The sequence below is a fragment of the Rhodococcus sp. ACS1 genome (assembly GCF_002300155.1).
Lineage (GTDB): Bacteria > Actinomycetota > Actinomycetes > Mycobacteriales > Mycobacteriaceae > Rhodococcus_F > Rhodococcus_F koreensis.
Window position 1 is genome coordinate 1 of sequence record NZ_NSDZ01000007.1, and the last position, 24,636, is coordinate 24,636.

29 protein-coding genes are annotated in these 24,636 nt (G+C 66.1%); 13 read left to right on the top strand and 16 right to left on the bottom strand.

Going from position 1 to position 24,636, the window contains the following annotated elements; genetic code table 11:
- Positions 1–73 precede the first annotated feature (73 nt).
- The 3 genes from CJ179_RS31420 to CJ179_RS31430 all read right to left on the bottom strand — a co-directional run bounded on the left by CJ179_RS31420 (position 74) and on the right by CJ179_RS31430 (position 2,590).
- Positions 74–796: a DUF3105 domain-containing protein gene (locus CJ179_RS31420; RefSeq protein WP_095864052.1), complete on the bottom strand. Its 723-nt coding sequence runs from the start codon at positions 794–796 to the stop codon at positions 74–76.
- A 104-nt stretch (positions 797–900) separates the two neighbouring features.
- On the bottom strand, positions 901–1,230 hold the full coding sequence (locus CJ179_RS53010; protein ID WP_257015883.1) for an FCD domain-containing protein: 330 nt from the start codon (positions 1,228–1,230) through the stop codon (positions 901–903).
- 163 nt (positions 1,231–1,393) lie between these two features.
- On the bottom strand, positions 1,394–2,590 hold the full coding sequence (locus CJ179_RS31430) for a hypothetical protein (RefSeq protein ID WP_095864053.1): 1,197 nt from the start codon (positions 2,588–2,590) through the stop codon (positions 1,394–1,396).
- Positions 2,591–3,319: 729 nt separating this feature from the next.
- Here CJ179_RS31430 and CJ179_RS31435 point away from each other — a divergent pair.
- Together CJ179_RS31435 and CJ179_RS31440 are read left to right on the top strand one after the other, a co-directional pair.
- Positions 3,320–4,192, top strand: coding sequence for an alpha/beta fold hydrolase (locus CJ179_RS31435; RefSeq protein WP_373560164.1), 873 nt, complete (start codon positions 3,320–3,322; stop codon positions 4,190–4,192).
- A gap of 130 nt (positions 4,193–4,322) precedes the next feature.
- Positions 4,323–5,513: a hypothetical protein gene (locus CJ179_RS31440; RefSeq protein ID WP_095864055.1), complete on the top strand. Its 1,191-nt coding sequence runs from the start codon at positions 4,323–4,325 to the stop codon at positions 5,511–5,513.
- 24 nt (positions 5,514–5,537) lie between these two features.
- Here CJ179_RS31440 and CJ179_RS50720 read toward each other — a convergent pair whose 3' ends face one another.
- Together CJ179_RS50720 and CJ179_RS31445 are read right to left on the bottom strand one after the other, a co-directional pair.
- Complete coding sequence (locus CJ179_RS50720; protein WP_143051475.1) at positions 5,538–5,717, bottom strand: hypothetical protein; 180 nt, start codon at positions 5,715–5,717, stop codon at positions 5,538–5,540.
- A gap of 52 nt (positions 5,718–5,769) precedes the next feature.
- Positions 5,770–6,393: a GntR family transcriptional regulator gene (locus CJ179_RS31445; RefSeq protein ID WP_095864325.1), complete on the bottom strand. Its 624-nt coding sequence runs from the start codon at positions 6,391–6,393 to the stop codon at positions 5,770–5,772.
- 222 nt (positions 6,394–6,615) lie between these two features.
- Here CJ179_RS31445 and CJ179_RS31450 point away from each other — a divergent pair, with 222 nt between their 5' ends.
- The 5 genes from CJ179_RS31450 to CJ179_RS31470 are packed head-to-tail and all read left to right on the top strand — an operon-like array spanning position 6,616 to position 11,190.
- Complete coding sequence (locus tag CJ179_RS31450) at positions 6,616–7,476, top strand: ABC transporter permease subunit (protein WP_095864056.1); 861 nt, start codon at positions 6,616–6,618, stop codon at positions 7,474–7,476.
- The gene (locus tag CJ179_RS31455; protein ID WP_072943333.1) at positions 7,476–8,207 is read left to right on the top strand and encodes an ABC transporter ATP-binding protein; all 732 of its coding nucleotides are present in this window, start codon (positions 7,476–7,478) and stop codon (positions 8,205–8,207) included. Before CJ179_RS31450 ends, CJ179_RS31455 begins: the two co-directional genes overlap by 1 nt.
- Before the next feature lie 32 nt (positions 8,208–8,239).
- Positions 8,240–9,325: an NrtA/SsuA/CpmA family ABC transporter substrate-binding protein gene (locus CJ179_RS31460; RefSeq protein WP_072943334.1), complete on the top strand. Its 1,086-nt coding sequence runs from the start codon at positions 8,240–8,242 to the stop codon at positions 9,323–9,325.
- Positions 9,326–9,337: 12 nt separating this feature from the next.
- The gene (locus CJ179_RS31465) at positions 9,338–10,702 is read left to right on the top strand and encodes an LLM class flavin-dependent oxidoreductase (protein ID WP_072943336.1); all 1,365 of its coding nucleotides are present in this window, start codon (positions 9,338–9,340) and stop codon (positions 10,700–10,702) included.
- Positions 10,699–11,190: an OsmC family protein gene (locus CJ179_RS31470; protein WP_244163816.1), complete on the top strand. Its 492-nt coding sequence runs from the start codon at positions 10,699–10,701 to the stop codon at positions 11,188–11,190. The genes CJ179_RS31465 and CJ179_RS31470 overlap by 4 nt, the downstream gene beginning before the upstream one ends.
- Here the strand turns inward: CJ179_RS31470 and CJ179_RS31475 are convergent.
- From CJ179_RS31475 to CJ179_RS31490, 4 genes are all read right to left on the bottom strand, one after another.
- A complete protein-coding gene (locus CJ179_RS31475; protein WP_072943337.1) occupies positions 11,182–11,436 on the bottom strand; it encodes a hypothetical protein in 255 nt (84 codons plus the stop codon). The genes CJ179_RS31470 and CJ179_RS31475 overlap by 9 nt on opposite strands.
- Before the next feature lie 5 nt (positions 11,437–11,441).
- Positions 11,442–11,636 (bottom strand): hypothetical protein, encoded by a 195-nt coding sequence (locus CJ179_RS31480; protein WP_043824059.1) that lies wholly within the window; start codon positions 11,634–11,636, stop codon positions 11,442–11,444.
- Between the two features lie 97 nt (positions 11,637–11,733).
- Complete coding sequence (locus tag CJ179_RS31485; protein WP_072943339.1) at positions 11,734–12,063, bottom strand: hypothetical protein; 330 nt, start codon at positions 12,061–12,063, stop codon at positions 11,734–11,736.
- 229 nt (positions 12,064–12,292) lie between these two features.
- Entirely contained in the window at positions 12,293–13,048 is a 756-nt protein-coding gene (locus CJ179_RS31490; protein WP_072943340.1) for a GntR family transcriptional regulator, read from the bottom strand.
- A 205-nt stretch (positions 13,049–13,253) separates the two neighbouring features.
- On the opposite strand from CJ179_RS31490, the gene CJ179_RS31495 reads away from it, so the two are divergent.
- Positions 13,254–13,964, top strand: a complete 711-nt coding sequence (locus CJ179_RS31495; protein ID WP_095864057.1) for a tyrosine-protein phosphatase — start codon at positions 13,254–13,256, stop codon at positions 13,962–13,964.
- 37 nt (positions 13,965–14,001) lie between these two features.
- Here CJ179_RS31495 and CJ179_RS31500 read toward each other — a convergent pair whose 3' ends face one another.
- Positions 14,002–14,484, bottom strand: a complete 483-nt coding sequence (locus CJ179_RS31500) for a DUF1707 domain-containing protein (RefSeq protein WP_074933972.1) — start codon at positions 14,482–14,484, stop codon at positions 14,002–14,004.
- Between the two features lie 103 nt (positions 14,485–14,587).
- Between CJ179_RS31500 and CJ179_RS31505 the strand changes: the two genes are divergently transcribed.
- Positions 14,588–15,106, top strand: a complete 519-nt coding sequence (locus tag CJ179_RS31505) for a PadR family transcriptional regulator (protein WP_095864326.1) — start codon at positions 14,588–14,590, stop codon at positions 15,104–15,106.
- A gap of 39 nt (positions 15,107–15,145) precedes the next feature.
- On the opposite strand, the gene CJ179_RS31510 is transcribed toward CJ179_RS31505, so the two are convergent.
- From CJ179_RS31510 to CJ179_RS31520, 3 genes are all read right to left on the bottom strand, one after another.
- Positions 15,146–15,676 carry a hypothetical protein gene (locus CJ179_RS31510; protein ID WP_072943368.1) on the bottom strand — a complete coding sequence of 177 codons (531 nt, stop codon included), beginning with the start codon at positions 15,674–15,676 and terminating at the stop codon, positions 15,146–15,148.
- 78 nt (positions 15,677–15,754) lie between these two features.
- The gene (locus CJ179_RS31515) at positions 15,755–16,852 is read right to left on the bottom strand and encodes a calcium:proton antiporter (RefSeq protein WP_095864058.1); all 1,098 of its coding nucleotides are present in this window, start codon (positions 16,850–16,852) and stop codon (positions 15,755–15,757) included.
- A gap of 45 nt (positions 16,853–16,897) precedes the next feature.
- The gene (locus CJ179_RS31520) at positions 16,898–17,497 is read right to left on the bottom strand and encodes a TetR/AcrR family transcriptional regulator (RefSeq protein WP_095864059.1); all 600 of its coding nucleotides are present in this window, start codon (positions 17,495–17,497) and stop codon (positions 16,898–16,900) included.
- Between the two features lie 107 nt (positions 17,498–17,604).
- On the opposite strand from CJ179_RS31520, the gene CJ179_RS31525 reads away from it, so the two are divergent.
- The gene (locus CJ179_RS31525; RefSeq protein ID WP_095864060.1) at positions 17,605–17,985 is read left to right on the top strand and encodes a hypothetical protein; all 381 of its coding nucleotides are present in this window, start codon (positions 17,605–17,607) and stop codon (positions 17,983–17,985) included.
- Positions 17,986–18,133: 148 nt separating this feature from the next.
- Here CJ179_RS31525 and CJ179_RS31530 read toward each other — a convergent pair whose 3' ends face one another.
- The gene (locus tag CJ179_RS31530) at positions 18,134–19,519 is read right to left on the bottom strand and encodes a DUF2252 domain-containing protein (protein ID WP_095864327.1); all 1,386 of its coding nucleotides are present in this window, start codon (positions 19,517–19,519) and stop codon (positions 18,134–18,136) included.
- A gap of 175 nt (positions 19,520–19,694) precedes the next feature.
- Here CJ179_RS31530 and CJ179_RS31535 point away from each other — a divergent pair, with 175 nt between their 5' ends.
- The 3 genes from CJ179_RS31535 to upp are packed head-to-tail and all read left to right on the top strand — an operon-like array spanning position 19,695 to position 22,878.
- Positions 19,695–20,966 carry a GTP cyclohydrolase II gene (locus CJ179_RS31535; protein WP_072943375.1) on the top strand — a complete coding sequence of 424 codons (1,272 nt, stop codon included), beginning with the start codon at positions 19,695–19,697 and terminating at the stop codon, positions 20,964–20,966.
- On the top strand, positions 20,963–22,228 hold the full coding sequence (locus tag CJ179_RS31540; protein WP_072943377.1) for a URC4/urg3 family protein: 1,266 nt from the start codon (positions 20,963–20,965) through the stop codon (positions 22,226–22,228). Before CJ179_RS31535 ends, CJ179_RS31540 begins: the two co-directional genes overlap by 4 nt.
- A gap of 20 nt (positions 22,229–22,248) precedes the next feature.
- Positions 22,249–22,878, top strand: coding sequence for a uracil phosphoribosyltransferase (gene upp, locus CJ179_RS31545; protein ID WP_072943378.1), 630 nt, complete (start codon positions 22,249–22,251; stop codon positions 22,876–22,878).
- 22 nt (positions 22,879–22,900) lie between these two features.
- Here the strand turns inward: upp and CJ179_RS31550 are convergent, their stop codons facing one another.
- Together CJ179_RS31550 and CJ179_RS31555 are read right to left on the bottom strand one after the other, a co-directional pair.
- Positions 22,901–23,200 (bottom strand): HNH endonuclease, encoded by a 300-nt coding sequence (locus CJ179_RS31550; RefSeq protein ID WP_083395875.1) that lies wholly within the window; start codon positions 23,198–23,200, stop codon positions 22,901–22,903.
- A gap of 31 nt (positions 23,201–23,231) precedes the next feature.
- Complete coding sequence (locus CJ179_RS31555; RefSeq protein ID WP_095864061.1) at positions 23,232–24,635, bottom strand: FAD-binding oxidoreductase; 1,404 nt, start codon at positions 24,633–24,635, stop codon at positions 23,232–23,234.
- Between the last annotated feature and the right edge of the window lies 1 nt (position 24,636).

The window sequence follows — 24,636 nt, forward strand, 5'->3', positions numbered from 1 at the left end:
TGGCACTTCACCACCGACGACGCCCGCATCAAACTCCGCCACCTATATCCCAACACTTAGCCGCGACAGTCTACTAGTTGCCGTCCACCGGAACTGCATCCGTGCCCGGTGCGGAGGGATCGAACGGCGGCGGATCGGCGGGGTCGAATCCGCCGCGCACCGTCGAGCAGGTCGCTCCGGGCTCCGGGTACGTGTTCGGGTTCTGTCGCAGAGCTGTGAGGAAGTCGGCGATCCGCTGGTCGTGGACGTCGTCGAGTCGGAGTTGGTGACCCCACGACTGCAGCGACACTGCCGAACCGAGACCCGGGTACGGCGACATCAGGCTGTACGGTTCGCCCTCGACGTGCGCCGCCAGTGCGGTGATGTCGTCGGCGCTCAGACGATCCGGGTCGTAGGTCACCCACACGGCCCCGTGCTCGAGGGAATGCACGGCGTTCTCGGTGCGGATCGCATCGGGATAGACAATTCCGGTGCAGGTTGCCCAGTACTGATCGTGTGCACCACCGAACGGCGGACTCTGGTCGTAGGCCACCCGTTGCGGTGCCTGCACATGATCGGCGGGCCCATAGTCGACGGTGACGATCCCCTTGATTGCCAGTGACGGGTCGGGATTGTCCGCGCTGGGTGCGAAGTCGTGGGCTTCGCCCGCGTCGTCGGATCCGGCGGTCAGCACGTACGCACCGACGGCGACAACCCCCACCACCGCCACCGTGGCGGCCACCAGCCAGTGCAGTCGCCGCCGCAGGCCGCCCGGCTTCGGGTGGGATTGCGGGCTCTCCCTGCGGTCGTTCGTCATTGCCGATCCTTCGTCTCACCGGGCGCCCAGACCGCGCGTCCCATCTGCGAAGGATGGTAGTGGACGGGTGCGGTGGGCCCGGGTCGCACGACGGTGCGGGTGATCTACCGCCGCGCCATTGCTACGATGCGGAGATCGCGGGTGCGCGCCTGGTGCGCGATCATCAGGGTTCGCGCCTCCTCTGCATCACCGGCCTGCACCGCGGTCAGGATCTCGCGGTGTTCCGATTCGAACTGCTGCAGATTGGACGAGGCCTCTGATTGTGTGCCGCGCTCCGAAGCGCGCGCGAACTCGTAGTCGAAGATGCGCAGCATGTCCCGGCCGTTCTGGGCCAGGAACCGGATGCCCTCGCTGGTGGCGATCGTGTCGGCGATCACCAGCGGGACCAGGGCGAGGTGCGGAAGGGCACGCAGCATCTGCAGGGTGTGGTCCACCAACCCCTACGACCGGACCGTTCTCGCGATCCTGCTGTACGCCGCGTATTGCCGGAGCGGTGTATCGGCGGAACTCGGCACAGCCCCGCCCACCACGGGCTCGGGATGCCGCTCTTCTTGCTCGGGTATTCACGACAGCGCGGTCATGCTACTCCGCGCACGGTCAATGCTGCGCAGAGTGCGAGGATCGATCAGCGCGAATTGTCCGGAGACGCTGAACCAGGAGGCCGATCAGGACGCGCGGCACGCGCGGTGCAACTTCCAGAAGCAACCACCGGTACTCGAGAATTCGCTGCTCGCGGGGAGTGCGGTCGAGAATGCGTTGCAGAGCGGCTTCCAGCTCGGCGTCGTGGATTCCCCGGGCGCGCATCGCGTCGAGGTTCTCCTTCGCGAAGGGGAAAGCCCCCGACGTGACGTGCATGCGGTTCATTCTCTCGATCGGGATCGTATGGGGAAGCGTCTCACACCGTTCCAGCCCTCCGGCGATGTACAGGTTGATCATGGTGCGGATGCACTTTTCGCACTTCCCGCAGTTGTAGTCGCCGTCCCAGTTCAAATTGCACACGCGCAGGTGGCGCATCGCCAGATCGCTGTCCTGGATGGCCTCGGCCTTGTCGATCCTGTTGGCGTCCGTACCGTCCTGAACGATCTCGAGGTTTCCGCTCGACCACAGCGGATCGAGATCCGGATGACTCCCGTGCGGGGTCATGTTGCCCGTGTCGTAGGACCCGGACGCGGCCACAATCACCTTGCGCAGGTGGGGTGAGAGAAGGAGCGCCACATGTGCGAGCGCAGCGCCATGTGCGGTGCTACCCCAGTTGTTTCCGTGTCTCGTGTGGAGAAACTGGAGGTCGGTACGAATCTCGATCAGCTCTACTCCCATCTCGGCAGCAACTTCGCGCGCACCTGCCGATATTCGCTCGTATGGTTTCGGGCGACGAGGATCGATGTCGAATCCGTGCACCAGGATGAGATGCGTGATCTCGGCTCGATTCTTCAGAACGGAGTAGAACGCGTCGAGACCGCCACTGAAGAAGCATCCGACCCCGCCGCCCTCACGATCGCTTGTTGAAATGACGGGCGCGACGACGCTCGGGGTGTGGAGTTGCGGGTACCACGAGTGCAGTAGGTCACGTGCCTGTTCGGCACCGGACAGTGCGGCAGGATCGACGGGGGCGTCGAGCTCCAAGTCCTGCTCGGTCGTCATCGCCACCACGACTCCCGGGGGCAGCCATGGCGTTCCGCTCCGATCCAGGGAGACGTTGGCCGATGTCTGCACGGTGAAGTGCTTGCCATCGATGGAGAACACCGATTTGATGACGTTCACCTCGACGAGGTCGATGGATGCTTGCACTGCCATGCCTTGATCCCTCTCTTCACGGTGATGATGCCAGGCACGCGCGTCCCCGGTCATCACCGAATCTCGATTCCACCATCTTCCGTCGAAGTGTGCCGTACTGGCACGATCTTCCCGAACGTGACCCACAAAGTAACGCCGCACAGATGTGTTCAGGCAGATCGAGCTCCGGCGCGGATCGGACAGTCGCCGCATACGGTACGGGCTATGTCGGCCACTGGGTCAACGGGTTGGCAATTACAGCAATGGTTTTGAGTGGCGATGTCGCTGCTGACATCGTGACCTCGATACACCCAGGTGACAGCCGGATCGGCGCCGGTGGGGGCCTCGAACACCGAGGGGGTCGGGGACCTGGGCGACGGTGCGTTCGCAAACCAACCCCGCGCTCGCGCAGTTGCGCGTCGAGGGTGGTCAGGTGGGCGCAGCGCATCGACCTGACGGTCTGAGTCCAATTCCAAAGGGGTAGTTCGACAGTCCAGTTCGTGAGGAGGCCCGGTAACCGACCTCAGGTATTGGAGATCCATGGATTCCGGCACCCGTCCCGTCCGTCTGTCATCACTGCCGATGGGGATGGCGAGTCGATTTTCGATGCTGGGTATGGTGAATCAGTTCGAATCAGTAACTGTGCCAACTTCCGAGAGACCACCGAGCAGGAAAATAGGCGCGTAGCGGTGTATTTCGAGGCGTGACACGTCGCTGCCGCACAGCGCCCGACCGAAGGGCCGCTCCACCATGCCTGTTGAAAGTACGTCCAGCTTTGTTCTCATCGCCGATCGTCGGTTGCATTACTGCACTGCCGGAGATGGGTCGGTGTCGGTGTTCTTCGAGTCTGGGATGGGGAAGAGTCGATCGACCTGGTCGCTTGTTCAACCACTGGTTGCCGAGTTTGCACACACCATCGTGTATGACCGCGCTGGGCACGGACTCAGCGACCCCGACGAGACCGGACGCGATTTCGATCGGATACTCGACGACCATCTGGCCGTCCTCGACGCCACCGTCGACCGCCCCTGCGTCGTTGTGGGACACAGCTACGGCGGCCCGGTGGTACGCGTGGCGGCGAACCGTCGACCGGACACGATCAAGGCCGTCGCTCTGGTCGACGAAGTGTCGGAGATCTGCAAACCCGAGCGGATGATGGCAGCCATGCGGGGTGCTTCGGTGCTGTACGGTTCGCAGGTGATTCTGGCGCGGTTGAAACTTCTTCGCCCGCTGCTGGGGAAGTCCTACTACCGCTTCTTGCAGGGTGCGGCGCTGAAGGAAGCGGTCGACGAGGGATCGACGATGAACTCCGTCCGCGCTGCGCGGGCCGAGTGGCGAGCCTTCCGCGAAAGTTTCACTGCGCTTCACGACAGTGGCCCCCACATACCCGACGTCTCGCTCACCACGATCTCGTCGAACAGGATCCCACCCGAGAAGGATCGCGATCGCGATTTCCTCGGCGCCGCGCACCGCCGAACCGCGGAACTCTCCCCGTCCGGACGGCACGTCTATTCGGAGAACCGGCATCACTACATTCCGCTGGTCGAACCCCATCTCGTCGCGCAGGAGATTCGGGACTTGGTCAGGCAGGTAGGCGCCGCTGCGGGGCCCGGTGCTCAGTGACGCAGGCTTCCTTCGTCCCCGGTCCCACTCCGATGGTTGCTCGGCCGACGACGACACGGTGCGGTAACTTGCGAGAGTCACACAGAGCTGAACGAGGAACTCGAATGAATACCTATATTGAGGTGCGGCAATGGAACTGAAGGCTTCGGTGTCGGTTGACGACACGTACCGCTCGACTGCGAAGCTGGTGATCGATGGCGAATCGTTCACCGTGTGGACCGAGTCCGACGTGGCTGTCGATGTCACCGGTACCCCGTGGCTGCCCACGCTTCGTGTGACAGCGATGCGAAAAGGGTTGCAGCTCGCAATCACCCCGGCCGTCGACAATACCGCGTTGGAGGGCAGCCTGGCCGCCCAGGACGTGCTGCTCGACTGGTTCCCCGAGATGCTTCAGCGCACCTCCACGCAGGCCGAGACCGCGGCACCCAGCCCGCTGGAGCAGGACCGTCGAGGGGTCGGGTGCTTCTTCTCGGGTGGCGTGGACTCGTTCTACACCGCACTGAAGCATCTCGATGAGATCACGCACTTGATCATCATCCACGGACTGGATATCAGTCTCGACAACCACGTGCTGTGGGAGGAGGCGGTCGATCGGGCCCGGACGATGGCGACCGAACTCGGAAAGGAACTGATCGAGGTCCGATCCAACGTTCGCCTGCTCCACGCCAAGCACGGACCGCACTGGCAGAGCCAGGCACACGGCGCCTTCCTCGCCCACGTTTCGCTACTATTGTCCCCTCACCTGCGCAAGGTCTACATTCCGGCGTCCGACGACGAATCGCGGCTTGCCCCGCTCGGGACGCATCCCGACCTCGACCCGCTGTGGTCGAGCAGTGATGTCGAGATCGTGCACGACGGCATCGAAGCGGACCGTGTTGCCAAACTGGCCCGCATCAAGGAGTCCGCGGTCGCCATGAATCACCTGCGGGTGTGCTGGTGGAATCTGGCGAGCAAATACAACTGCGGCCGATGCGAGAAGTGCCTGCGGACGATGATCGGACTCCACATCGTGGGTGCATCCGGACAGTGCACGAGCCTGCCCCGGGAGATCCCGTCGAGGGCGGTCCGCCGCATGTACTTGAACGCTGCCGGGGAGGGCGGTGAGCTGTTCGCTCGCGAGAACCTCGAGCGGCTGGCGGAGCTCGGCGAAGCCGATACCGAACTCGTCCGTTCCCTGAGCTATGCGGTCAACCGCAACAAGTTTCAGGAATTCCTCGTGACCGCCCGTTTCTATGTCATCGACGTGGGCTTCGGGCTGGTGCGATACCAGGCACGAAAACTCTTCGGCAGCAACCGGCCGGCCAAGACGACGGCTTTATGAGTCCGACGATCGCGGGCTGAGCCGTCATGTGGCGGTGCTGTGATGGCGGCATTTCGTAGCCAGGAGCATCATCTCGGTGACGTGCTCGTCGATGACGACCGTGTCGAACGGATCGGCCACGGGGCCACACGGCCCAGCTGGCCCGAGCGGCGTCCCCAGCACCGCCACGGCGGCCACCAGCCAGGGCAGACGCCGCCGCGGCACGCCCGGCTTCGGTCGGGATTGCGGGGTCCGGTCGCACGGCGGTGCGGGTGATCTACCGCCGCGCCATTGCTGCGATCCGGAGATCGCGGGTGCGCGCCTGGTGCGCGATCATCAGGATTCGCGCCTTCTCGGCATCGCCGGCCTGCACCGCGGTCAGGATCTCGCGGTGTTCCGATTCGATCTGCTGCAGATTGGACGAGGCCTGCGCTTCCTCGGCGTCGTAGACCCGCAACTGGGCGTCCAGCCGGTCCATCAGTTGCGTGATGGTCTGATTGTGTGCCGCGCTCCGAAGCGCGCCGTGCCATTCGTTGTGAAGCGCCAGGCTCGTCGAGGGGTCGGGTGATTCGATCGCCTGCTCGAACAGTCGGGTCAACCGTGCAAGGTCCAATTCGGTGTGACGGGTCGCGGCGGAGTAGGCGATCGCGGACTCGAGTGCGATCCGTGCCTCGCAGATCTCGAGAACCTCTTCGGCGGTGCGTTCACGTACGCGGTATCCGCGCGGTGCCTGAACAACCAGCCCCTCGTATTCGAGCCGTTGCAGCGCTTCCCGCACCGGTGTGCGGGACAGTCCCAGCTCCGCGCCGATCGTCGCCGGTATCAGCATCGTCCCGGGCCGATCGGCGCCACCCGTTATCCGCTCACGTAGCTGCTTGTACACCGATGATTCTCTCTCCACCGAGTTCCCCTGTCCGGGCACGAACGCCGTGCCGTGAAGCAAGCCTTACCAGAGGCGGACAACCGAAGTAAAGAGTTTGAATCCATGTGTATACAGATGCAGACAACGTTGTGCAGATGTTCGTAGGCTCCTCGGCGTCAGCACAAGGAGAAGCCATGAATATCCACTCAGCGCGAGTTCGTATCCGAAAATCAGCACAACCCGGATCAGGTGTCGCCGGGAATGTCTGAGACACAACTTGCTGCACCGCGAGCCGCCCGGGCCGAGCCGACGGAGGATCCCCGCCGGCCGCGACGTTCCGTTCCTCGCTACCGACTTCAACCGTTGTCGTTGCTGCCGTGGGTGGTGCCCGTCCTCGTGATTCTCGGCTGGCAATGGGCGTCCTCGACCGGGGCGATCTCACCCTCGATCCTGCCTCCACCCAGCAAGGTCCTGGCCACTGCAGACCAATTGTGGGCCGCGGGAGAGCTGCAGCGGCACCTGACGGTCAGCCTGCGGCGGATCCTGATCGGGTTCGCCCTCGGAGCATCGATCGGACTCGCGCTCGGCTTCGTCGTCGGACTGTCGAAGATCGCCGAGGGGTTGGTGGACCGCACCCTGCAGATGCTGCGTGCCCTTCCGCACCTCGCCCTGGTCCCGCTGCTGATCGCGGCGTTCGGCATCGGTGAACTCCCGAAGGTCGTGCTCGTGACCTTGGGTGTGATCTTTCCCGTGTACCTCAACACCGTCGCGGGAATTCGCACCGTCGATCCGAAACTCGTTCAGCTGGGCGAGTCCTACGGACTGGGCCGGGGCGCTCGCATACGGGACATCATCATTCCCGGGGCCATGCCGATGATTCTCACGGGCATCCGGTATGCGCTGGGAGTCGCCTGGCTGACGCTGGTGATCGCCGAGACGATCGCCACCAGCGAGGGCATCGGGTTCCTGGCCCAGAACGGCCGGGACATGCTGCGCAACGACCGGATCGTTCTCGCGATCCTGCTGTACGCAGTCGCAGGACTACTCGCCGACCAGATCACCAGGCTGATCGAAGCCCGGGTTCTGCGGTGGAATCCCCACTACCAGGGAGGGAATCGCTGATGCCGCCCACCGACCTCGTCGGCCTCGAATTGTCCGGAATCGGCCACCGCTACCGGGACAAGACCGTTCTCCACGATATCGACCTGAGTGTCGCGCCCGGCGAGTTCGTCTCGTTCCTCGGACCCAGCGGGGTCGGCAAGTCCACGCTTCTGCGCATCATCGCCGGCCTCGAACAACCGACGCGCGGCGCGGTCGAATCCACCGGCGACAGGTCGGGCGGCCCGATGTCGCGGATGATGTTCCAGGAGGATCGACTGCTGCCGTGGCGGAATGTCCTGGACAACGTGCAGCTCGGAACCCGGCACCAACGCGAACGCGCAGTGGAGCTGCTGAACGAAGTAGGTTTGTCCGGGCGTGAGACCGACTGGCCGTCAGAACTTTCGGGCGGACAACGTCAACGGGTGGCGCTCGCCCGAGCGTTGCTGCACCGGCCTCACGTCCTCCTCCTCGACGAGCCCTTCGGCGCTCTGGACGCGATCACTCGCGTGGCCATGCAGCAACTCCTCGAACGCGTCCTGGCCGAGCAACCGAGAACGGTCCTGCTCGTGACCCACGATGTGGAGGAGGCACTTGTGCTGTCCGACCGTGTGCTCCTCCTGACCGAACAGGGCATCACCCGCGATCTGCGGATCGGGCAGGCCAGGCCACGGCACCGTGGAGACGCCCAACTCGCCGCCTGGAAGGAGGAGTTGCTCGACGGACTCCTCCAGGCAGACAACGCACTCGCCTGATCCCCAGTCTCACCGAAAGGTCTTCACCCCTCATGTCACCCCGCGTCCCTTCACAATTGCGCGCCCTCGATCGGCGAGGATTCCTCAAGGCGGCAGGCGCCGGAGTCCTCGGCCTCTCCGCTCTCTCGCTGACTGGTTGCGGCGCATCGGCTTCCGGCTCCGCCGGCGGTCCCTTGACCGAGGTGCGATACGCATTGATCGGCGACGGGAAGGCAGAGCCCGGCACCATCCTGCGCAACAATCTCGGCGGATTCGACCTCGCCAAGGATCTTGGAGTCCCTGTCCAGTGGCCGTCGGGATTCCCGGCCTCCCTTCCGGTCATGGAAGCCGTCAAGTCCGGAAGTGTCGACTTCTCCTTCGCCACCGCCACTGCGGTGATCTACGCGATCGGTGGTGGCGTACCGATCGTTCCGCTGGTCGCGTATCCACTTCCGGCCAACGAGGTGGACATCCTCGTTCCGCAGGGATCGGACATCAAGTCGGGTGCAGATCTGCGAGGACGCAAGGTCGCGGATCATCGCGGCACCACCGGGACGTACAGCTTGGTGAAGTACCTGGAATCGGTGGGCCTCACACTCGAAGACGTCGAATACGTCAATCTTCCCGCTGCGGACGCGGAAGCGGCCTTCGCGGAGGGCAAGGTCGACGCGTGGATCAGTTGGCAGCCCACCATCGAGTTGGCCAAGCGCAAACACAACGCGGTCGCGCTGCCTGACGTGAAGACCTACGACTACGCCTTCTTCGTCGCAAGTGAGGACTTCGCATTCAATCACCCGGATACCGCCGCCACACTGGTCCGGAACGTGCGTGATGCGCAGCGCTGGATCGACGGCAATCCCGAGGTCGCGGTAGCCGCATTTGCCGAGCTGGGTGGTTTCGGGAACAGTGATCTCGAGGAGAAGGTGTATCTCGACCTGGTGAAGGCGAAGCGCCTGTCCTACTCCGGCGCCGGAGAATTCACTGCCGTCGATGCGGCGGCGATCAACGGAACCCAGGACCTGGCGGACAACTTTCACGAACTCGGCGTGTATCCGGAGCGCGTCGACGTCACAACCTGGTTGCAGGATTCGCGGTTCGACTCGATCAAGTCCGTCATCACTCAGGCTCTTGCAAAGTAGGTATCACCACACATGTCTCCCTCTCTCATGCATCTGGCCGCTTTCGTCACCGCCGGCCCCGGCAGGCCCGGCGGTTGGCGGTTCCCGGGGTCGGTTCCCGGCTGGCTCAGCGCCGGCTACTACCAGAACATCGCTCGTACGCTCGAAGATGCTCGTTTCGACCTTGCATTCTTCGCTGACATCCTGTCGGTGCCCGACCGGTTCGGCGGCAGCCCCGACTCCCAGTTGCGTAACGGTGCCCTCGGTTCGATGCGACTGGACCCGCTGCACGTCCTGTCTTCGATGGGTGCGGTCACCTCGCACCTCGGCCTCGCCGCCACGGTTTCCACCACGTATGCGCAGCCGTTCACGGTCGCGCGGTCCTTCGCCACACTGGACCATCTGACGGAGGGACGCGCCGCCTGGAACGTGGTGACCTCGTTCCAGGAGTCGGAGGCGCGAAACTTCAACCGGGACGAGCAGTTTCCCCGTGATCAGCGCTACGAGCGCGCGGACGAGTTCCTCGAGGTCGCGGGCAAGCTCTGGGACAGCTGGGAGGACGACGCTCTCGTCCTCGACACCGAACAGCCGTTGTTCGCGGATCCGGATCGTGTGCACCCGATTCGCCACAAGGGCGACTGGTTCACGGTGCAGGGACCGCTGAACGTACCCCGGCCACCGCAGGGCTACCCCGTGGTGATCCAGGCCGGTGCGTCCGCCAAGGGCAAGGACTTCGCAGCACGCTGGTCCGATGTGATCTTCTGCAGCCACGCGTCACTCGAGTCCGCCCGGGACTTCTACACGGAGATCAAGGAACGGGCGGCGACGCACGGTCGCAACCCGGATGGCGTGAAGATCCTCCCGTCCGTCGCGCCCGTCGTCGGGGCGACGTCCGCGATCGCGCAGCAGACGTTCGAGGAACTCTTCGACCTCGTACCGCCCCTCGGGGGTCTGTCCACGCTCGCATACCACTTGGATGTGGACCTTTCGACCTTCCCGCTCGACGAGCGGCTTCCCGACGTCGAAGTTCCCGGCGTCGAGGGCCACTACCAGGAGGTCAAGGAGATGACCGAGCGCGAAGGGCTCACGCTGCGCGAACTCGGAAAGCGTTACGGGGGCCGTGTCGAGGGTGGGTTCATCGGCACCGCGACAGAAGTCGCCGACGGGCTCGAGGAATGGTTCCGGCAGGGAGCGTGCGACGGCTTCATGGTGCAGGCGCCGTATCAACCCGGCGGATTCGAGGACTTCACCCGGCAGGTCGTTCCCGAGTTGCAGAAACGAGGACTGTTCCGCAGCGAGTACGAGGGGAGCACGCTCCGCGAGAATCTCGGGCTCCCTCGTGTGCAGAGTGGGGAGTGGGCCAACCGGGTACGTCGAGCGACCGAGGCCTCACGGTGACTGCGGACGTCGCGGTGACTTCGGACGTCGCGCAGGTGTTCGGGCATACCGTCGCCGGGACGCCGGGGCGCTTCATCCTCGATGCACGTGAGAACCACCTCGTCTCGGATTCGAGGTTCGGCCCGGCCGAGGCCATTCAGGCAGGCGAACTGCTCTTGGCCGCCGTCACGTCGTGCGCGATGGCGAACATCCAGTCGAACGCGGAGGCCGACGACATCCCCGTCACCCACATCGAGGTGCACGCGTCCCATCGACGGGGTTCCGCCGACCCGACTCGATACGAGTTCACGGAAGTGCGCATCGATATTCGCGGCGTCGACCAGTCGACGGCGGACGCTTTGGCTGCGAAGTTCGCGGCCTCCTGCCCGATCTACAACACCATCAGGCGGGGGAGCGGCATCGAGTTGATCGTCACCGCCCAACCCGGGCCCCATGAATCGAATGGGTGCGCCCGGCAGCGCGCTTCTGGCTCGGCCGATTCAGAGTGACGGGCGCGGGCGGGAGATCGCGGAATCGATCATGGCGACGATGTCGCGCTGTGAAATCGTGTCACCCAGGCCGTTCGTTTGAGCGGCCTCGATGAGGTCGTCGGTGAGGCTGTCGAACAGCAATGCCGTGCGGGGGTCGGCCCGCAGGGGTCCCTGGGTTTCGAGGGCGGCCAGCGCATCGACCGCGTCGCGGTAGTCGGCGAGGCCGTCGCGCGGCGGGAGCAACTGCATCGCGTGCACGTTCATCGTGCTCAGCTCCGAACCAGGCTGTCCGACAGTCGCGCTTCCTGCAGCGCTCGACTAGTGGGATCGCAGCGGAACTGCCCGGTCGTGGTGTGCCGGTAGCCCGGGCCGTCCTTCGCGACGGCGTGCCCGCAGTAGCGGCATTCGTGGCCGTACTGCCCGATGCGGATGGTTTCGATGGTGGGATAAGTGTTGGTGCTCATGGTCTCGTTCGTCGGTGTGGGTGGTGTGGTCGGTGCAGCGGTGGGGTCGGGCCCGGCCGGGGTGGACTTCGCGGTGACATTGCCGCCGGCGGGCGGGTCATGCGTATTCGACGACGGCGTCGGCCGACCCGGCGTGAGCGCTTCGTTCCAGGGCTTCCCAGACGAGGTCGTAGCGCTTGAGAGTGATTTCGTCCGCGTTGGCGAGCAGGGCGCTGAGGAGCGAGTGCGGGTCGTCCTGCCAGGAGTCCAGGGCGTCCGCGACTGTTCCGTTGCTGAACAGGCCCGATTGGGCGAGGGCGTGTGTCCACTCGTCGAACAGCCCGCGGTGGATGCGCTCGACAGTGTCGTGGTCGAACCCGTCGGCGACGAAGTCGCGGGCGAAGGTGGCCGTGACGTAGTCACCGCAGGTCATCGGTTGTGCGTTCATCGGTGCGGGCATCCTCCGTCAGTGGCGGCGTCGGACCATCGGGCGACTCCGTGCTTATGAGTGAGACAGCTCACATCGTCGCCCATGCGGGGTGTGGGACACATCGGCCGAATCACCGGGGGGTATACCTATTTCTGGTCCGCGCCGCCCCTGCCCGGTCGGCGCCCGGGAATGTTTGGCCTGGTCACAGCGTCGAGGTTTGGCCGACCCGCGCTCCGGATATACCCGGTCAGTCTTGCGCGGCGTAGTTCGCGACGAACCGCACCCGGTCGCTGCGACACGCACGGTGGATGTACACGGTGGGGGCTTCGTCCTCGTCGAGATTCAGGCCGTCGCGAAAAAGGACCGCCGCACCCGGCGGTACCCCGAGCAGTGCTGCTACCTGCGGAGACGCAGCGCCCGCGGCGAATGAACGCCACGCGGCCTTCAGTCGGACGCCGTAGACGTCACGCCACACGGTGTACAGCGGGACGCCGTCACGCAGGTGCCCGTCGATGTCGGCGAACCGGCGGTCGTCCATCCAGACCGAGTTCGCGAACCACGGCTCACCGTCGACCGCGAGCACCGTGTCGACGCGGCGCAACCGGCATCCCGGCAGATACTCCTCTACTCGCGGTGCACTGCCGCCGAGGACGATCTCGCTCGAGACGAGTGACTCGGTCAGTTCTCGGCCCACCGACCTGAACGCCTCGCTGAGACCGTCGGCATCGTTGATGAAACGGGCGGCGAGTTCGATGGGGAAGTGCCGGGGCGGCGGGGCGACGAACGTGCCGGACCCCTGCTTGGCGACCAGCCGCCCGGCCCGGGTCAGTTCGCCGATCGCCTGCCGCACCGTGAGCCGGTTGACGCGGAGTTCGGCCGCAAGGTCGGTCTCGGGCGGCAACCGGTCTCCCGGCTGCAACGTGCCACCGTCGAGTCGCTGCAACAAGACGTCCTGCACCTGCCGGTAGAGCGGCACCCGACCAGTCGGCGTTTTGCTCGGCATTCCGTAAGTCTAGAGGACCCATCGATGGCAAGTCTCGCGAGTGATGCCCGTCTTTGCAGGCCAGATGCATTCACCAGCCGGTTGTCCGGCATCGTGGTTTAGGCTAGTTGTATAGATGAATATTCGGCACCAGCTCCGTCGACATCGTTGTGGAACCGACCCGGCGACTCGACCGCAGCGCCTCCTCCATCGGAAAGAAGCTCATATGACAGTGACCGACCTCGACGTACTCCCCAACCTGCGTGACCTCGGCGGACTTCCCGTTGCCGAGGGCGGTCGGACGCGGACCGGAGTGCTGTATCGCAGCGCACTGCCCGCGCCGGGCGACGCCCGCCCCACCGCGGTCGACGAATGGCCTGTCCGCACCGTCGTCGACCTCCGCAGCCCCCGCGAGTTCGCGACCCGGGAGCACCCGCTGCGGTCGGCCGAGACGGTGGTGCACCAGATCTCCCTGCTGTCAGACGCCGAGGTCGCCGCGCCGAATCAGGGGGCGAGGCTCGCCGACATCTACCAGGGCATCCTCGCGAATGCGGCGGAGCGACTCGTGGACGTCCTGCAAGTGGCGGCCACCGCGCCCGGCCCGGTGCTGCTGCACTGCGCGGCCGGCAAGGATCGCACCGGGGTCGCGGTTGCCTTGCTGTTGCGCACCGCCGGAGTCGAACCCGAGCGCATCGTTGCCGACTACGAATCGACCAACGAACACATGGCTGCCGTCCTGGCGCGCATTACCCGTTTCGCCCCTGAACTCGGTCAGGCGCATCCCAACGACCGCGATCTGCGCGGTGCCGTCCCCGAGGCGATCGAGGGTGTCCTCGACCGCTGGGATGCGCACCCGGGCGGTGTGCACGGGTGGCTGAGGGAGCGCGGTGCCGCCGATGAGACGATCCGACTCTGGACCACGCGTTTCACCGGGTGACGCAGTTCGGCTGAGCGGGACGGGTGCGGGCAGCGGCTCACCGACTCGCGACGGCTCTCATCCGGTCGTCGCGCAGAGCGTCGGTCAATTTGCTGCACCCGCTCTCGCGGCCGAGCAGGGTCCGGCCCAGTAGCACCAACCCCCATGGGCCTATCACCCACACCGGCCAGAAGTAGATCATCATCCCGGTAGCGAGCGAGATGATGCCCCAGATCGCGAAATTGATTCCGCCCGCGACGGCCCAGGCGAGCCACTCGATCTGCTGGTGACCCGGGATGCGGCGACGCGCGGGACGGTTGGGTGGTGTCGCGACCGGGGCAGTGGCAACTGCTGAGGCTGCGGACGGTAGATCGCGCAACACCTGATGCGCCTGCTGCCGGGTGGTCGATCGATAGACCTCTGCCACCCGCTGGTCGAACTCCACGATGGTCAGCCGCCCGGCGGTGAGGTGCCGCCCGAGTTCACCGACGACCTGGTCACGTTCGGAATCGGATATCCGGATGTTGTCCGCGTACTGCATCGGACCCTCCTTGGCGATGACGTTCCACTGTGGAATGTCGCTGATAACCATGATCGATATGACACAGTGGAATGTCAACCCCGATCGAGCGAAGGACCGCGAGATGGACGAACGCCCCCTCAACGCCACTGCGGCGTCGCTCCTCGGGTTCCTGCACGAGGGTTCCAAGACCGGATGGGATCTGGTGGTGACCGCGCAGGAACGCATCGGCAAGTTCTGGTCGATCACGACCAGCCAGGTCTATCGAGAACTCGCGGCAATGGAGCGTGCCGGTTTGATCGAGGCGGGGGAGCGCGGTGCCCGCGAACGCAAGCCCTACACGCTCACCGACGAGGGTCGCCGGGCGTTCGCGGAATGGATCGAGCGAGAACCCGGCCAGGAGAACATTCGCTACCCGTTGCTTCTCACCGTCGCGTTCGGCGCGCACCTTCCGCCCGAGCGATTGGCCGCGATGCTGGACTCGCACCGCGCGGCCCACGAGAGTCAGCTCGCCGAGTACGAGCGTGACGCCGCCGTGCACGGATCCAACCGATTTGCGCTGGCGACACTCGACTTCGGGATCGTGTACGAGCGCGCAGTGCTCGACTGGTTCGACCTGGTCGAGGACCGGCTGGGGCAGTGAACGTTCGATCGCGCCTCGCCGGGTGCTGGTGTCGGGCAGTCAGCCGATCACGCCGTCCTCGGTGACGACGGCCGTCGGCAGGTCCAGTCGTCGCGGAGTCCCGGCCTCGTCGTGAATCACGGTGACAAAGGCCGGAAACACGATTCGCCACGAGCCGGCGACGGGAGACAGCGCGCTCGCGGAGAAATCGGCCCACTCCTTCGGCAGCAGCGTCACCGCGACTTCGTCCAGCCACTGCGGCGTCGGGACCCGCCGATTCTGCTCCTCGGCGGGATCGACGACGAATCGCACGTTGGTGGCGATTCCCGTTCCGACGTTGCGGAGCCGGAATCGGTCGACGGGTCCACGGATGCGCTGGACGTCGAACTCGACTTCCAGCGGCCGTGGGAGCGCTTGCTGCGCGGCTTCGGCGATCCGGGTCATCGCTTCGAGTTGCTCGAGCGCCGCATCCAGTGCGACCTCCGCTTCGCGCCTGGCCTGATCGGCAAGACTCGCTTTCCTCCACGCTGCGGCAGCGGTGGCGCCGAGCAACACCGCAGTCGCCGCGCTGACCCACGATGCGGTTCTCATGCGCGGAAACTTACCCGAACGCGAATCCGGCGGGCGCGCTGGTGACGTCTCCACGGGCGGCGAGGTAGCGGACCGCGCTCAAGGGTTGACGGAGAGAAACACGTACGCGGCCAACAGCACCAGGTGGACGCCGCCCTGGAGTCGGGTGGCGCGGCCGGGTACCACCGTCAGCATGCCCACCACCACGGTGATCGCGAGCAGCACGACCTGGGTCGGACCGAGGCCGAGCAGAAGCGGCCCGTCCAGCCAGATGGACGCGACGGCGATGGCGGGGATGGTCAAGCCGATGCTGGCCATCGCGGATCCGAAGGCCAGGTTCAAGCTGATCTGGATCCGGTTTCGCTGCGCCGCCCGCACCGCGGCGAGGGTTTCCGGCAGAAGCACGAGCAGCGCGATGACCACACCGACGATGGATTGTGGCAATCCGGCATCCTCGACCGCATCCTCGATCGCGGGTGATTCCACTTTCGCCAATCCCACGACTGCGCACAGCGCCACCACCAGCAGGGCGAGGCTCATCCCGGCCATCCGGCCGGTCGGGGGCGCGGAGTTCCGGTCGCCGGTTTCCGGTTCATCGGCGATGACCGGCAGGAAGAAGTGCCGGTGCGGGCCGGTCTGAGTGAGGACGAACATCCCGTACAGCACCAGCGACGCCACCGCCGCGAATACCAATTGGGCCGAGGAGAATTCGGGACCCGGCCGGCTCGTCGTGAAGGTCGGGAGCACCAGACTCAACGTCGCGAGTGATGCCACCGTCGCCAGTGCTGCGCCGGTTCCCTCCGCATTGAACAGCGCGACTCCGTACCTTCGTGAGCCGACGAGCAGCGACAACCCGGCGATGCCGTTGACGGTGATCATCACCGCCGCGAACACGGTGTCGCGGGCCAGCGACGCCGTCGCCGGACCACCCGAGATCATCAACGTCACGATCAGTCCGACCTCGATGACGGTGACGGCGACCGCGAGAATCAGCGATCCGAACGGCTCACCGACCTTGTGCGCAACCACCTCGGCGTGATGAACCGCCGCGAGCACCGCACCGACCAGGACCACCGCGACGGCGAGCACCAGGACTGTGCCGATGTGGCGGCCCCACGTCATGCCCAGCACCGCAACCGCGACGGGTGGTATCACCAGCGGCCACTCCGCAGCGACCGACCGCCACCCGAATGCCATGACTAGACCTTGCCAGCTCGATCCGCTCCGGTGCACCGCAATGGGTCAGGTCCGATCGGTCCGGGCGATCGCTGCGTGGGTGGCGGCTTCGACGGTCATCACGATGAATTCGCGTCTTCGTGAATCCCGGTCGTCGCGGCGAGAACGAGGTGGCGAGAACAGTCGGTCCGCGGTCTGGAGCGTGACCCAACCGTCGACCAGTGTGATCACCGTGATGAGGAGTTCCTGGGCGTCGGCCACGGAAAGGTCGGTGGCTTTCCGTGCTCCCGCAACCAGCGCCTGCGCGTGCTTCCGACGGGTTTCCTCGGCTACCGGTTCCTCGAGTTCGAGGCCTTCCCAGAACAGCAGGCGGGTGAAGGCCGGGTGCGTGCGCTGGTAGTCGAATCGACGGCCGGCGTAGTCGGTGACGGCAGACACTCCGTCTCCGGACAGTTCGACGGCGGCGAGTGACGCCGTCAGTTCACTCTCGACGACGGCGCTGAAGAACGCCTCCTTCTTGCCGAAGTACTGGTAGATGCGCTCTTTGTTCACGCCTGCCTTCGCGGCGATCCGATCGACTCGGCCGCCGGCCAGGCCGAACGCACTGAACTCCTCGGCGCCGGCCTCGAGGAGGAGTCTCCTGGTTCGTTCGGTATCCCACGCCACCGGTGAATCCTACGACAAACTCCAACTGTTTGGTTGCAAGTTGCTTCGCCACGCTTTACGCTCCAAGTGCAACTGAATAGTTGGAGTTTCGAAAGGTCTGCCTCAGGATGGAATCTCTCGCTCTCGCATCCGCAGTGGTCGAGCAACTCGCCCCGGCGGTGACAAAGCCGCGCCGCAAGCGTGCGGGCCGGCCTGTCCGGGACGTCGTGTCGGTGCCGTCCATCCACCTGCGGGTCGCCGTCACCTGGGTCTCGATCTTCCCGCTCGTCACACTGGGCATGACCGTCATGACGCTGTCGGGCCCGATCACTGCCGCCTGGCCGACTTGGCTTCGAGCCTTGTCGCTGACCGGGGTCGTCGTTCCCACCGCGGTCTATTTCGTCGTGCCGCGAGTGCTTGCCTTGTCCCTCCGGTGGTTCAGCTGGCGGCGACGGCGGTCCGCCGCTGCAGAGTCCGGCCGGGAGATTCGTGTCGGAGGGGCGAGGTAGGTTTCTGATTGCGACGAAACAGGTCGCCACTCACACTCACGAATCCGAGGCATTCCGGCTCGGGTGGATACGAGGCGCAACCGCGCGTCGTATCTCGGGGGAGTGGCGATCTGTCTCGGCCCACGACGATCGAGCTGGTCGTGCCGGATCAAACCGGTTCGGCGGCGATCCGCCCCGATTTCACGGCGGCCACCAGCACTGCGTGGTCGGCTTCGGTCTGATCGGCGTAGCGGACGGCATACCGCCCGATCGCCTCGTCCAGTTCCGTGTCGCCGGCGAAGTATCCGGCGAGCGCCCGCGGATCGAGGGAGCGGGTATGCGCACGCGCGAGCAGGGCGCCCGCCAGGCGGCCGTAGTCATCGAGATGATCCTGCTCGAGACCGGTTGGATCGATGTCGCCTTTGAGGTTTCGGAACTGCCGCACGATGTAGGGGAGGCCGTCGATGGTCGTCCAGCCCAGGAGGATGTCCGATTCCGCTTGCACCAGCCGGGCGCCGTGCACGATCCGCTTGCCCTCGTGCTTCGGTTCGTCGACCGGCAGGTACGCCGCCAGTGCGGACGGCCGGGCCTGTTTCAGTTGAAGTACGAGCACCTCGTCCCGATTGCCGTGCAGCAGGGCGATATAGCTGCGCAGACCCACGCTGCCGGTTCCGACGATCCGGAACGCGACGTCGGACACGGCGAATCGGGTGATCAGGTTCCGTCGCGACTCCCGAAGCGACTCGACATAGCGTTCCAGCCCGTCGGTCACCGCATCGGCGGTCGCCTGATCCACATGGGTGAGGATCGGCGGATCGTCGATGAACCGTCGCCTGCGGATCCCGGTCTCGTGGTTCTCGATGTGGGCGGTCCATTTCGCCGCCACCTTCTCGCTCGTGTTGCGTCGCGCTTTCTGCGCGGCCTTGTCGAAGTCGTCGAGCAGAGCGTCGGCCTTCGCCCGCGCAAGCACCGACTTGTCCGGCAGCGCATTCCAGGACTGGAGGAACGGAAGTTCGGCGAGATCGCGGATGGTGCGCCGATACGACTTGACGGCGTCTTCGGCGGCCTCGGCGCACGCGCTCTCGGTCACACCGCCTTCGCGTCCGGCGAGTACCAGGCTGGCGGCGAGGCGCTTGAGATCCCATTCCCACGGACCGGGGAGCGTCTCGTCGAAGTCATTGATGTCCATGACAATGTGACCGTCCGGCGTCCCGTACAGGCCGAAGTTAGCCGCATGCGCGTCACCGCACAGCTGCGCCGTCAATCCGGTGACCGGAGAGGCGGCGAGGTCGGCCGCCATCAGACCGGCGGCGCCGCGGAAGAAGGCGAACGGCGAGGCGATCATCCGCCCGATCCGCAGCGGGACGAGATTCGCCAGCCTGCCCTCGTTGTCGGCCTCGACGAAGTCGAGCACATCCGGCCGGCCGGCGCCGGCCGCGGCGTGATCGTGTGCACGCGACGGCCCGGTTGCCTGCAACGCACCTCCACGCGCGAAGACGTCGTCCGCCTCGTCCTGGGTTCGCAGGTCCACGGCGCGCGCTCGATTCTTCGTCACCACGGCGACACTATCGGAGGCATTTGCGCGGCCTGAACGCTCGGCGCATTCGCCGCACGACATTGTGGCTGAAGAGTGGTTATGCTTCGGTTTCCGGTCGCAGGCAGCATCCGGCGCCGGAGACACGTTCCGGAGGCATGCCGTGCCGCCGGGCCTTCCTTGACGGAGGAATGTCATGTCCGCTGAACCCGTTGCCGCGACGCCCGAAAACCCCGCCGGCCACATCCGATTGACGTCCCACAGTGGTGGCGTCGGGGCTATTCCGGTCAACTGGGGCGCACCCACGGCGTCCGAGCGCGGTCCGGTGGTCGGCACCACCACCAATCGCGCCCACCGCAACGTGATCGGGACGCACAGCGGCTCGTACAGCATCTACCGGGCTCTGGCGGTCGCGTCGGGTGCACTGTCGCGCCACCACAAGGCCGACCTCACCAACACCGCGCCCACCAACGCCATCGGCCCGTATCCGCAGTGGAGCGAGCCCGGCAAGATCGTGAGCCTGGACCCGTGGGGTGCCACGGTCGCCGAGGTCTTCGCGGCCGAGTTGGCGGCGGGGCACGACATCCGGCCCAGCATCGCCGTGACGAAGGCACACGTGATCCTGCCGGAGATCATGGAGGCGATCCAGAAAGGTCGGCTGCACCCGGACGGCCGTTTCCTGCTGCCCAGCGGTGCTGCGCTGGTCACCAAGGCGGCGATCGAGCCCGTCTGGCATCTGCCGGGTGTGGCGGAGCGCTTCCACTGCAGCGAGACGGATCTGCGGCGCGTGCTGTTCGAGGAGACCGGCGGCATGTACCCGGAGCTCGTGACGCGTTCGGATCTCGAGGTGTTCCTGCCTCCGATCGGCGGGCAGACCGTGTACATCTTCGGTGACGCGCGAGACCTGGCCGATCCCGCGGTGGAGCTGACCGCGCGGGTGCACGACGAGTGCAACGGCTCGGACGTGTTCGGCTCCGACATCTGTACGTGCCGTCCGTACCTCACACATGCGATCGAGGAATGTATCCAGGGTGCGCAGCGTGGCGGTGTCGGCCTGGTGGCCTACTCGCGCAAGGAAGGCCGCGCGCTGGGCGAGGTGACCAAATTCCTGGTCTACAACGCCCGTAAGCGCCAGGTGGGCGGCGACACTGCCGACCAGTACTTCGCCCGCACCGAATGCGTGGCAGGCGTGCAGGACATGCGCTTCCAGGAAATGATGCCCGACGTGCTGCACTGGCTCGGCGTCCGAAAGATCCACCGCCTGGTCTCCATGAGCAACATGAAGTACGACGCCATCACCGGGTCTGGGATCGAGGTCGGGGAGCGGGTGGACCTCCCCGCCGACCTGATTCCGGCCGACGCGCGCGTGGAGATCGACGCGAAGATGGCGGCCGGCTACTTCACCCCGGGCGCGGTGCCGGACGCCGAAGAGTTGGCGAAGGTCAAGGGGCGGGAGTTGGACGAATGAGCGTGACCGGCGTCGGTCCCGCACTGGACGTCGGGCGGGCCGAGGGTGCGGCCGCGGCCCTGCGCACCACGTCCGCCGTGCGGGAACGCGCGCAACTGCTGCTGCGTCGCGCGCGCGAGGACGGTTCACGCTGGTTCGGCGTGGACGACGGCGCGCTGCATACGGCCGCGGGCGAGGTCGTGGACGTCACGCGTGCCCGCTATCCGGACCTGAAGATTCCCTACCACAGCCGGTGGCGCCATTTCGAGGCCGGCGGAGTGGAGCGAAAGGCCGGGCTGGACGCGCGCCTGGCCGCGCTGGACGCGCCGGGCCGCGCCCGCGCCATGATCGACCTCGCCGTTGTCAGCGTGCTGCTCGATGCCGGCGCCGGTCCCGACTGGCGATACCGCGAGGCGGCGAGCGGACAGCACTTCGCCCGTTCCGAGGGTCTGGGCGTCGCGAGTTGGCACGCCTTCTTGGGCGGACTGTTCTCGAGCGACGTGACGCGGCCGCTGCAGGTCGACGCGGCCGGACTTCGTGGCCTGGACGCGGACCGGCTGGCCGAGGCGTTCCAGGTGGGTCCGTCGAATCCGTTGGTGGGACTCGACGGTCGCGTGCTGTTGCTGCGCCGACTGGGCGAGGCGCTCGCCGCGCAACCCGACGTGTTCGGTCCGCACGGCCGGCCGGGTGGACTGTTCGACCTACTGGTTGCGCCGCAGGGGCCGGCCGCGTCGACGGTGGCGGCCCACGACATCCTGTCGCAGCTGCTGACGTCGCTGTCGGGCATCTGGCCGGCGGGCAACGCCATCGGCGCCGAACCGTTGGGCGACTGCTGGCCTCACGAGGCAGTGGACGGTGCGGGTCTGACCCGGGGCTGGGTGCCGTTCCACAAACTGTCGCAGTGGCTGACCTATTCGTTGCTCGAGCCTTTCCAGTGGGCCGGTGTGCAGGTGGTGGGGCTGGACGCGTTGACGGGCCTGCCCGAATACCGCAACGGCGGCCTGCTGCTGGACACCGGCGCGCTGCGCCTGCGCGACCCCGACTGGGCTGTGTGCAGCTGGGCGGCGGGCGACGAACTGGTCGTCGAGTGGCGCGCATTGACGGTCGCGCTGCTGGACGAACTGGCCCCGCTGGTGCGCGCACGCCTGGGTCTGGATGCCCGGGAGATGCCGCTGGCCTGCGTCCTCGAGGGCGGCACCTGGGCGGCGGGCCGTGCGCTGGCACAGCGCACGCGAGGCGGGCTGCCTCCGCTCTCCGTCGTCAGCGACGGCACGGTCTTCTAGAACGAAACGAGGACGGACACATGGGGACAGTACACCTGATCGACCACCCTCTGGTGCAGCACAAGCTCACGATGATGCGCCGTAAGGATGCCTCCACCAACAGCTTTCGGCGCCTGGCGAACGAGATCTCCGCGCTGATGACGTATGAGGTGCTGCGCGACATTCCGATGCAGGAGGTCGAGATCGAGACGCCGCTCGAGGTCACGACCGGCAGGGTCATCGACGGGAAGAAGCTGGTCTTCGTCTCCATTCTGCGCGCGGGTACCGGCATCCTGGACGGCATGCTGACGATCGTGCCGGGTGCGCGGGTGGGGCATATCGGTCTGTACCGCGATCCGAAGACCCTCGTGGCGGTCGAGTACTACTTCAAGATGCCCGGCGACCTGCACGAGCGCGACGTGGTAGTGGTCGATCCGCTGCTGGCCACCGGCAATTCAGCGGTGGCGGCGGTGGAGCGGCTGAAGGAGTGCGGTCCCAAATCCATCAAATTCGTGTGCCTGCTGACCTGTCCGGAAGGCGTTGCCGCGCTGGACAAGGCGCATCCCGATGTGCCGATCTACACCGCCGCCGTCGACCGCCAACTCGACGAGCACGGCTACATCCTGCCCGGCATCGGCGACGCAGGCGACCGCATCTTCGGCACCAAATAGCAGCTGCGGTCGTTGCCGGCGGTTACGCGGGGAACCGCAACGCGAGTGCTGTCTTGATCTCGATGTGACGCAGCAGGAAGGCGCGCTCGTCGAGCCGCTTGCGCCGCAGCCAGCCGGTGACCTCGTCGTTGCATTTGCTGGCGTTGCAGGAGCCGCAGGCCGGGGCGATGTTGTCGAGGGTGTACCGCCCGCCGCGCGACAGTGCCTGTACGCAGTCGCGTTGCAGCGGCTTGTCGGTCGCACCGCAATACGCGCAGCCGCCCCACGCCTCGGTGAGCGCACTCCACTGCTCGTCGGTGAGGTCGTGCTCGACACTGTCCATCCGACGCTTGCGTTTACGGGCTCCCCTGGCCTTACGACTTCGGTTGACCGCCATCGCCACAGCGTAGGGCTCGCGACGGGTCAGACGGCAACGGGGGCACGCTCTGCTCGAAGGTGAACACGTTCTCCGGGTCGTAGGTGGCCTTGACCTCGCGCAACCGCTCGCGGTGGGAGCCGTAGTACTCGCGCTCCCAGTCCGACGCCGACGCGTTCGGCACGTTGACATACGCGCCGTCGCCGAAGGGGCGCAGCGCGCGCCAGAAGTCGGAGGCCCAGCCCAGCGCCACCGAGTTCAGGGCGGGGTCGTTCCACGCCGCGCCCGGCTCGCAGTAGAACAGCGCGTCGCGGTGCGGGAACGCGGATCCCCCTGGCGGCGCGTGCCGCACGGCCCCGCCGAAGCTCGAGCAGAAGAAGTTGCTCGTCGGGCTGGGTGTGTTGTCCATGAAGCGGACGATCAGGTCGATCGCCTCATCGGGGAACGGGCGGGTGACGAACTGGGAGTAGAACTTCCAGAGGGCGACATCGTTCGGACCCCTGTCCACGTCGCCGTACACGGTTGGCCAGGCACCCTCCGTCACCGTCACCTCGGGACTGCCGATCGTCAACAGCGAGCGCAGTTGGTCCTCTAGTTCTTGCCGCGAACCGCCGTGCAGCAGTGCAGACAGCTCGACCGCGGTGGAATCTGCCTCGAGTGCGCTCGTCAGCCGCTCGTCGGCGACCGGCGCCTCGCGCTGCCATGCTCGAAGTAGGTCACCCAGGTCGCCGTGACCAGTCCACCTCGCGACCAGGAATGTGACGTCAGACAGCTCGTGCAGTTTCAACGTGTAGGACGTCGCGATCCCGAAGTTGCCGCCGCCCCCACCACGGCACGCCCACAGCAGATCGAGGTTGCTGTGCTCGGAGGCCTCCACGACCTTCGCCGAGCGCGCACCGTCGGCGACCACGACCTCTGCGGCGAGCAGGTTGTCGCAGGCCATGCCCATAGTGCGGGTCAGAAGTCCGAAGCCACCCCCGAGAATCACGCCACCGAGTCCGACACCGCCCTCCGAGCCGGTCGGAACGACGAAGCCGTGTTGCCCGAGCGCCGCGACCGTCTCCATCTGCGTCAGACCAGTTCCCACCGTCGCCGTACCCGCCGATTCGTCGATCACGATGTTCTTCATTCTGCTGACGTCGACAACGAGGCCGCCGTCGAGTGACGACCACCCCTCGAGGCTGTGGCGTCCGCTGCGGGCACGGAGGGCGATGCCTTCTTCTCGGGCCCAGCAGACCGCGTTGACCACATCCTGCGTGTCGCAGCAGAACACGATGGCCTCGGGGTAGCGGGAATACAGGCGGTTCCAGCCGACCCGCGCCTCCTCGTACCCGGAATCGCCCGGACGCACCACGTCACCCGTGAGCATGGTGGTGGTGGTGGTGGTGGTGAGGGGCTGCATC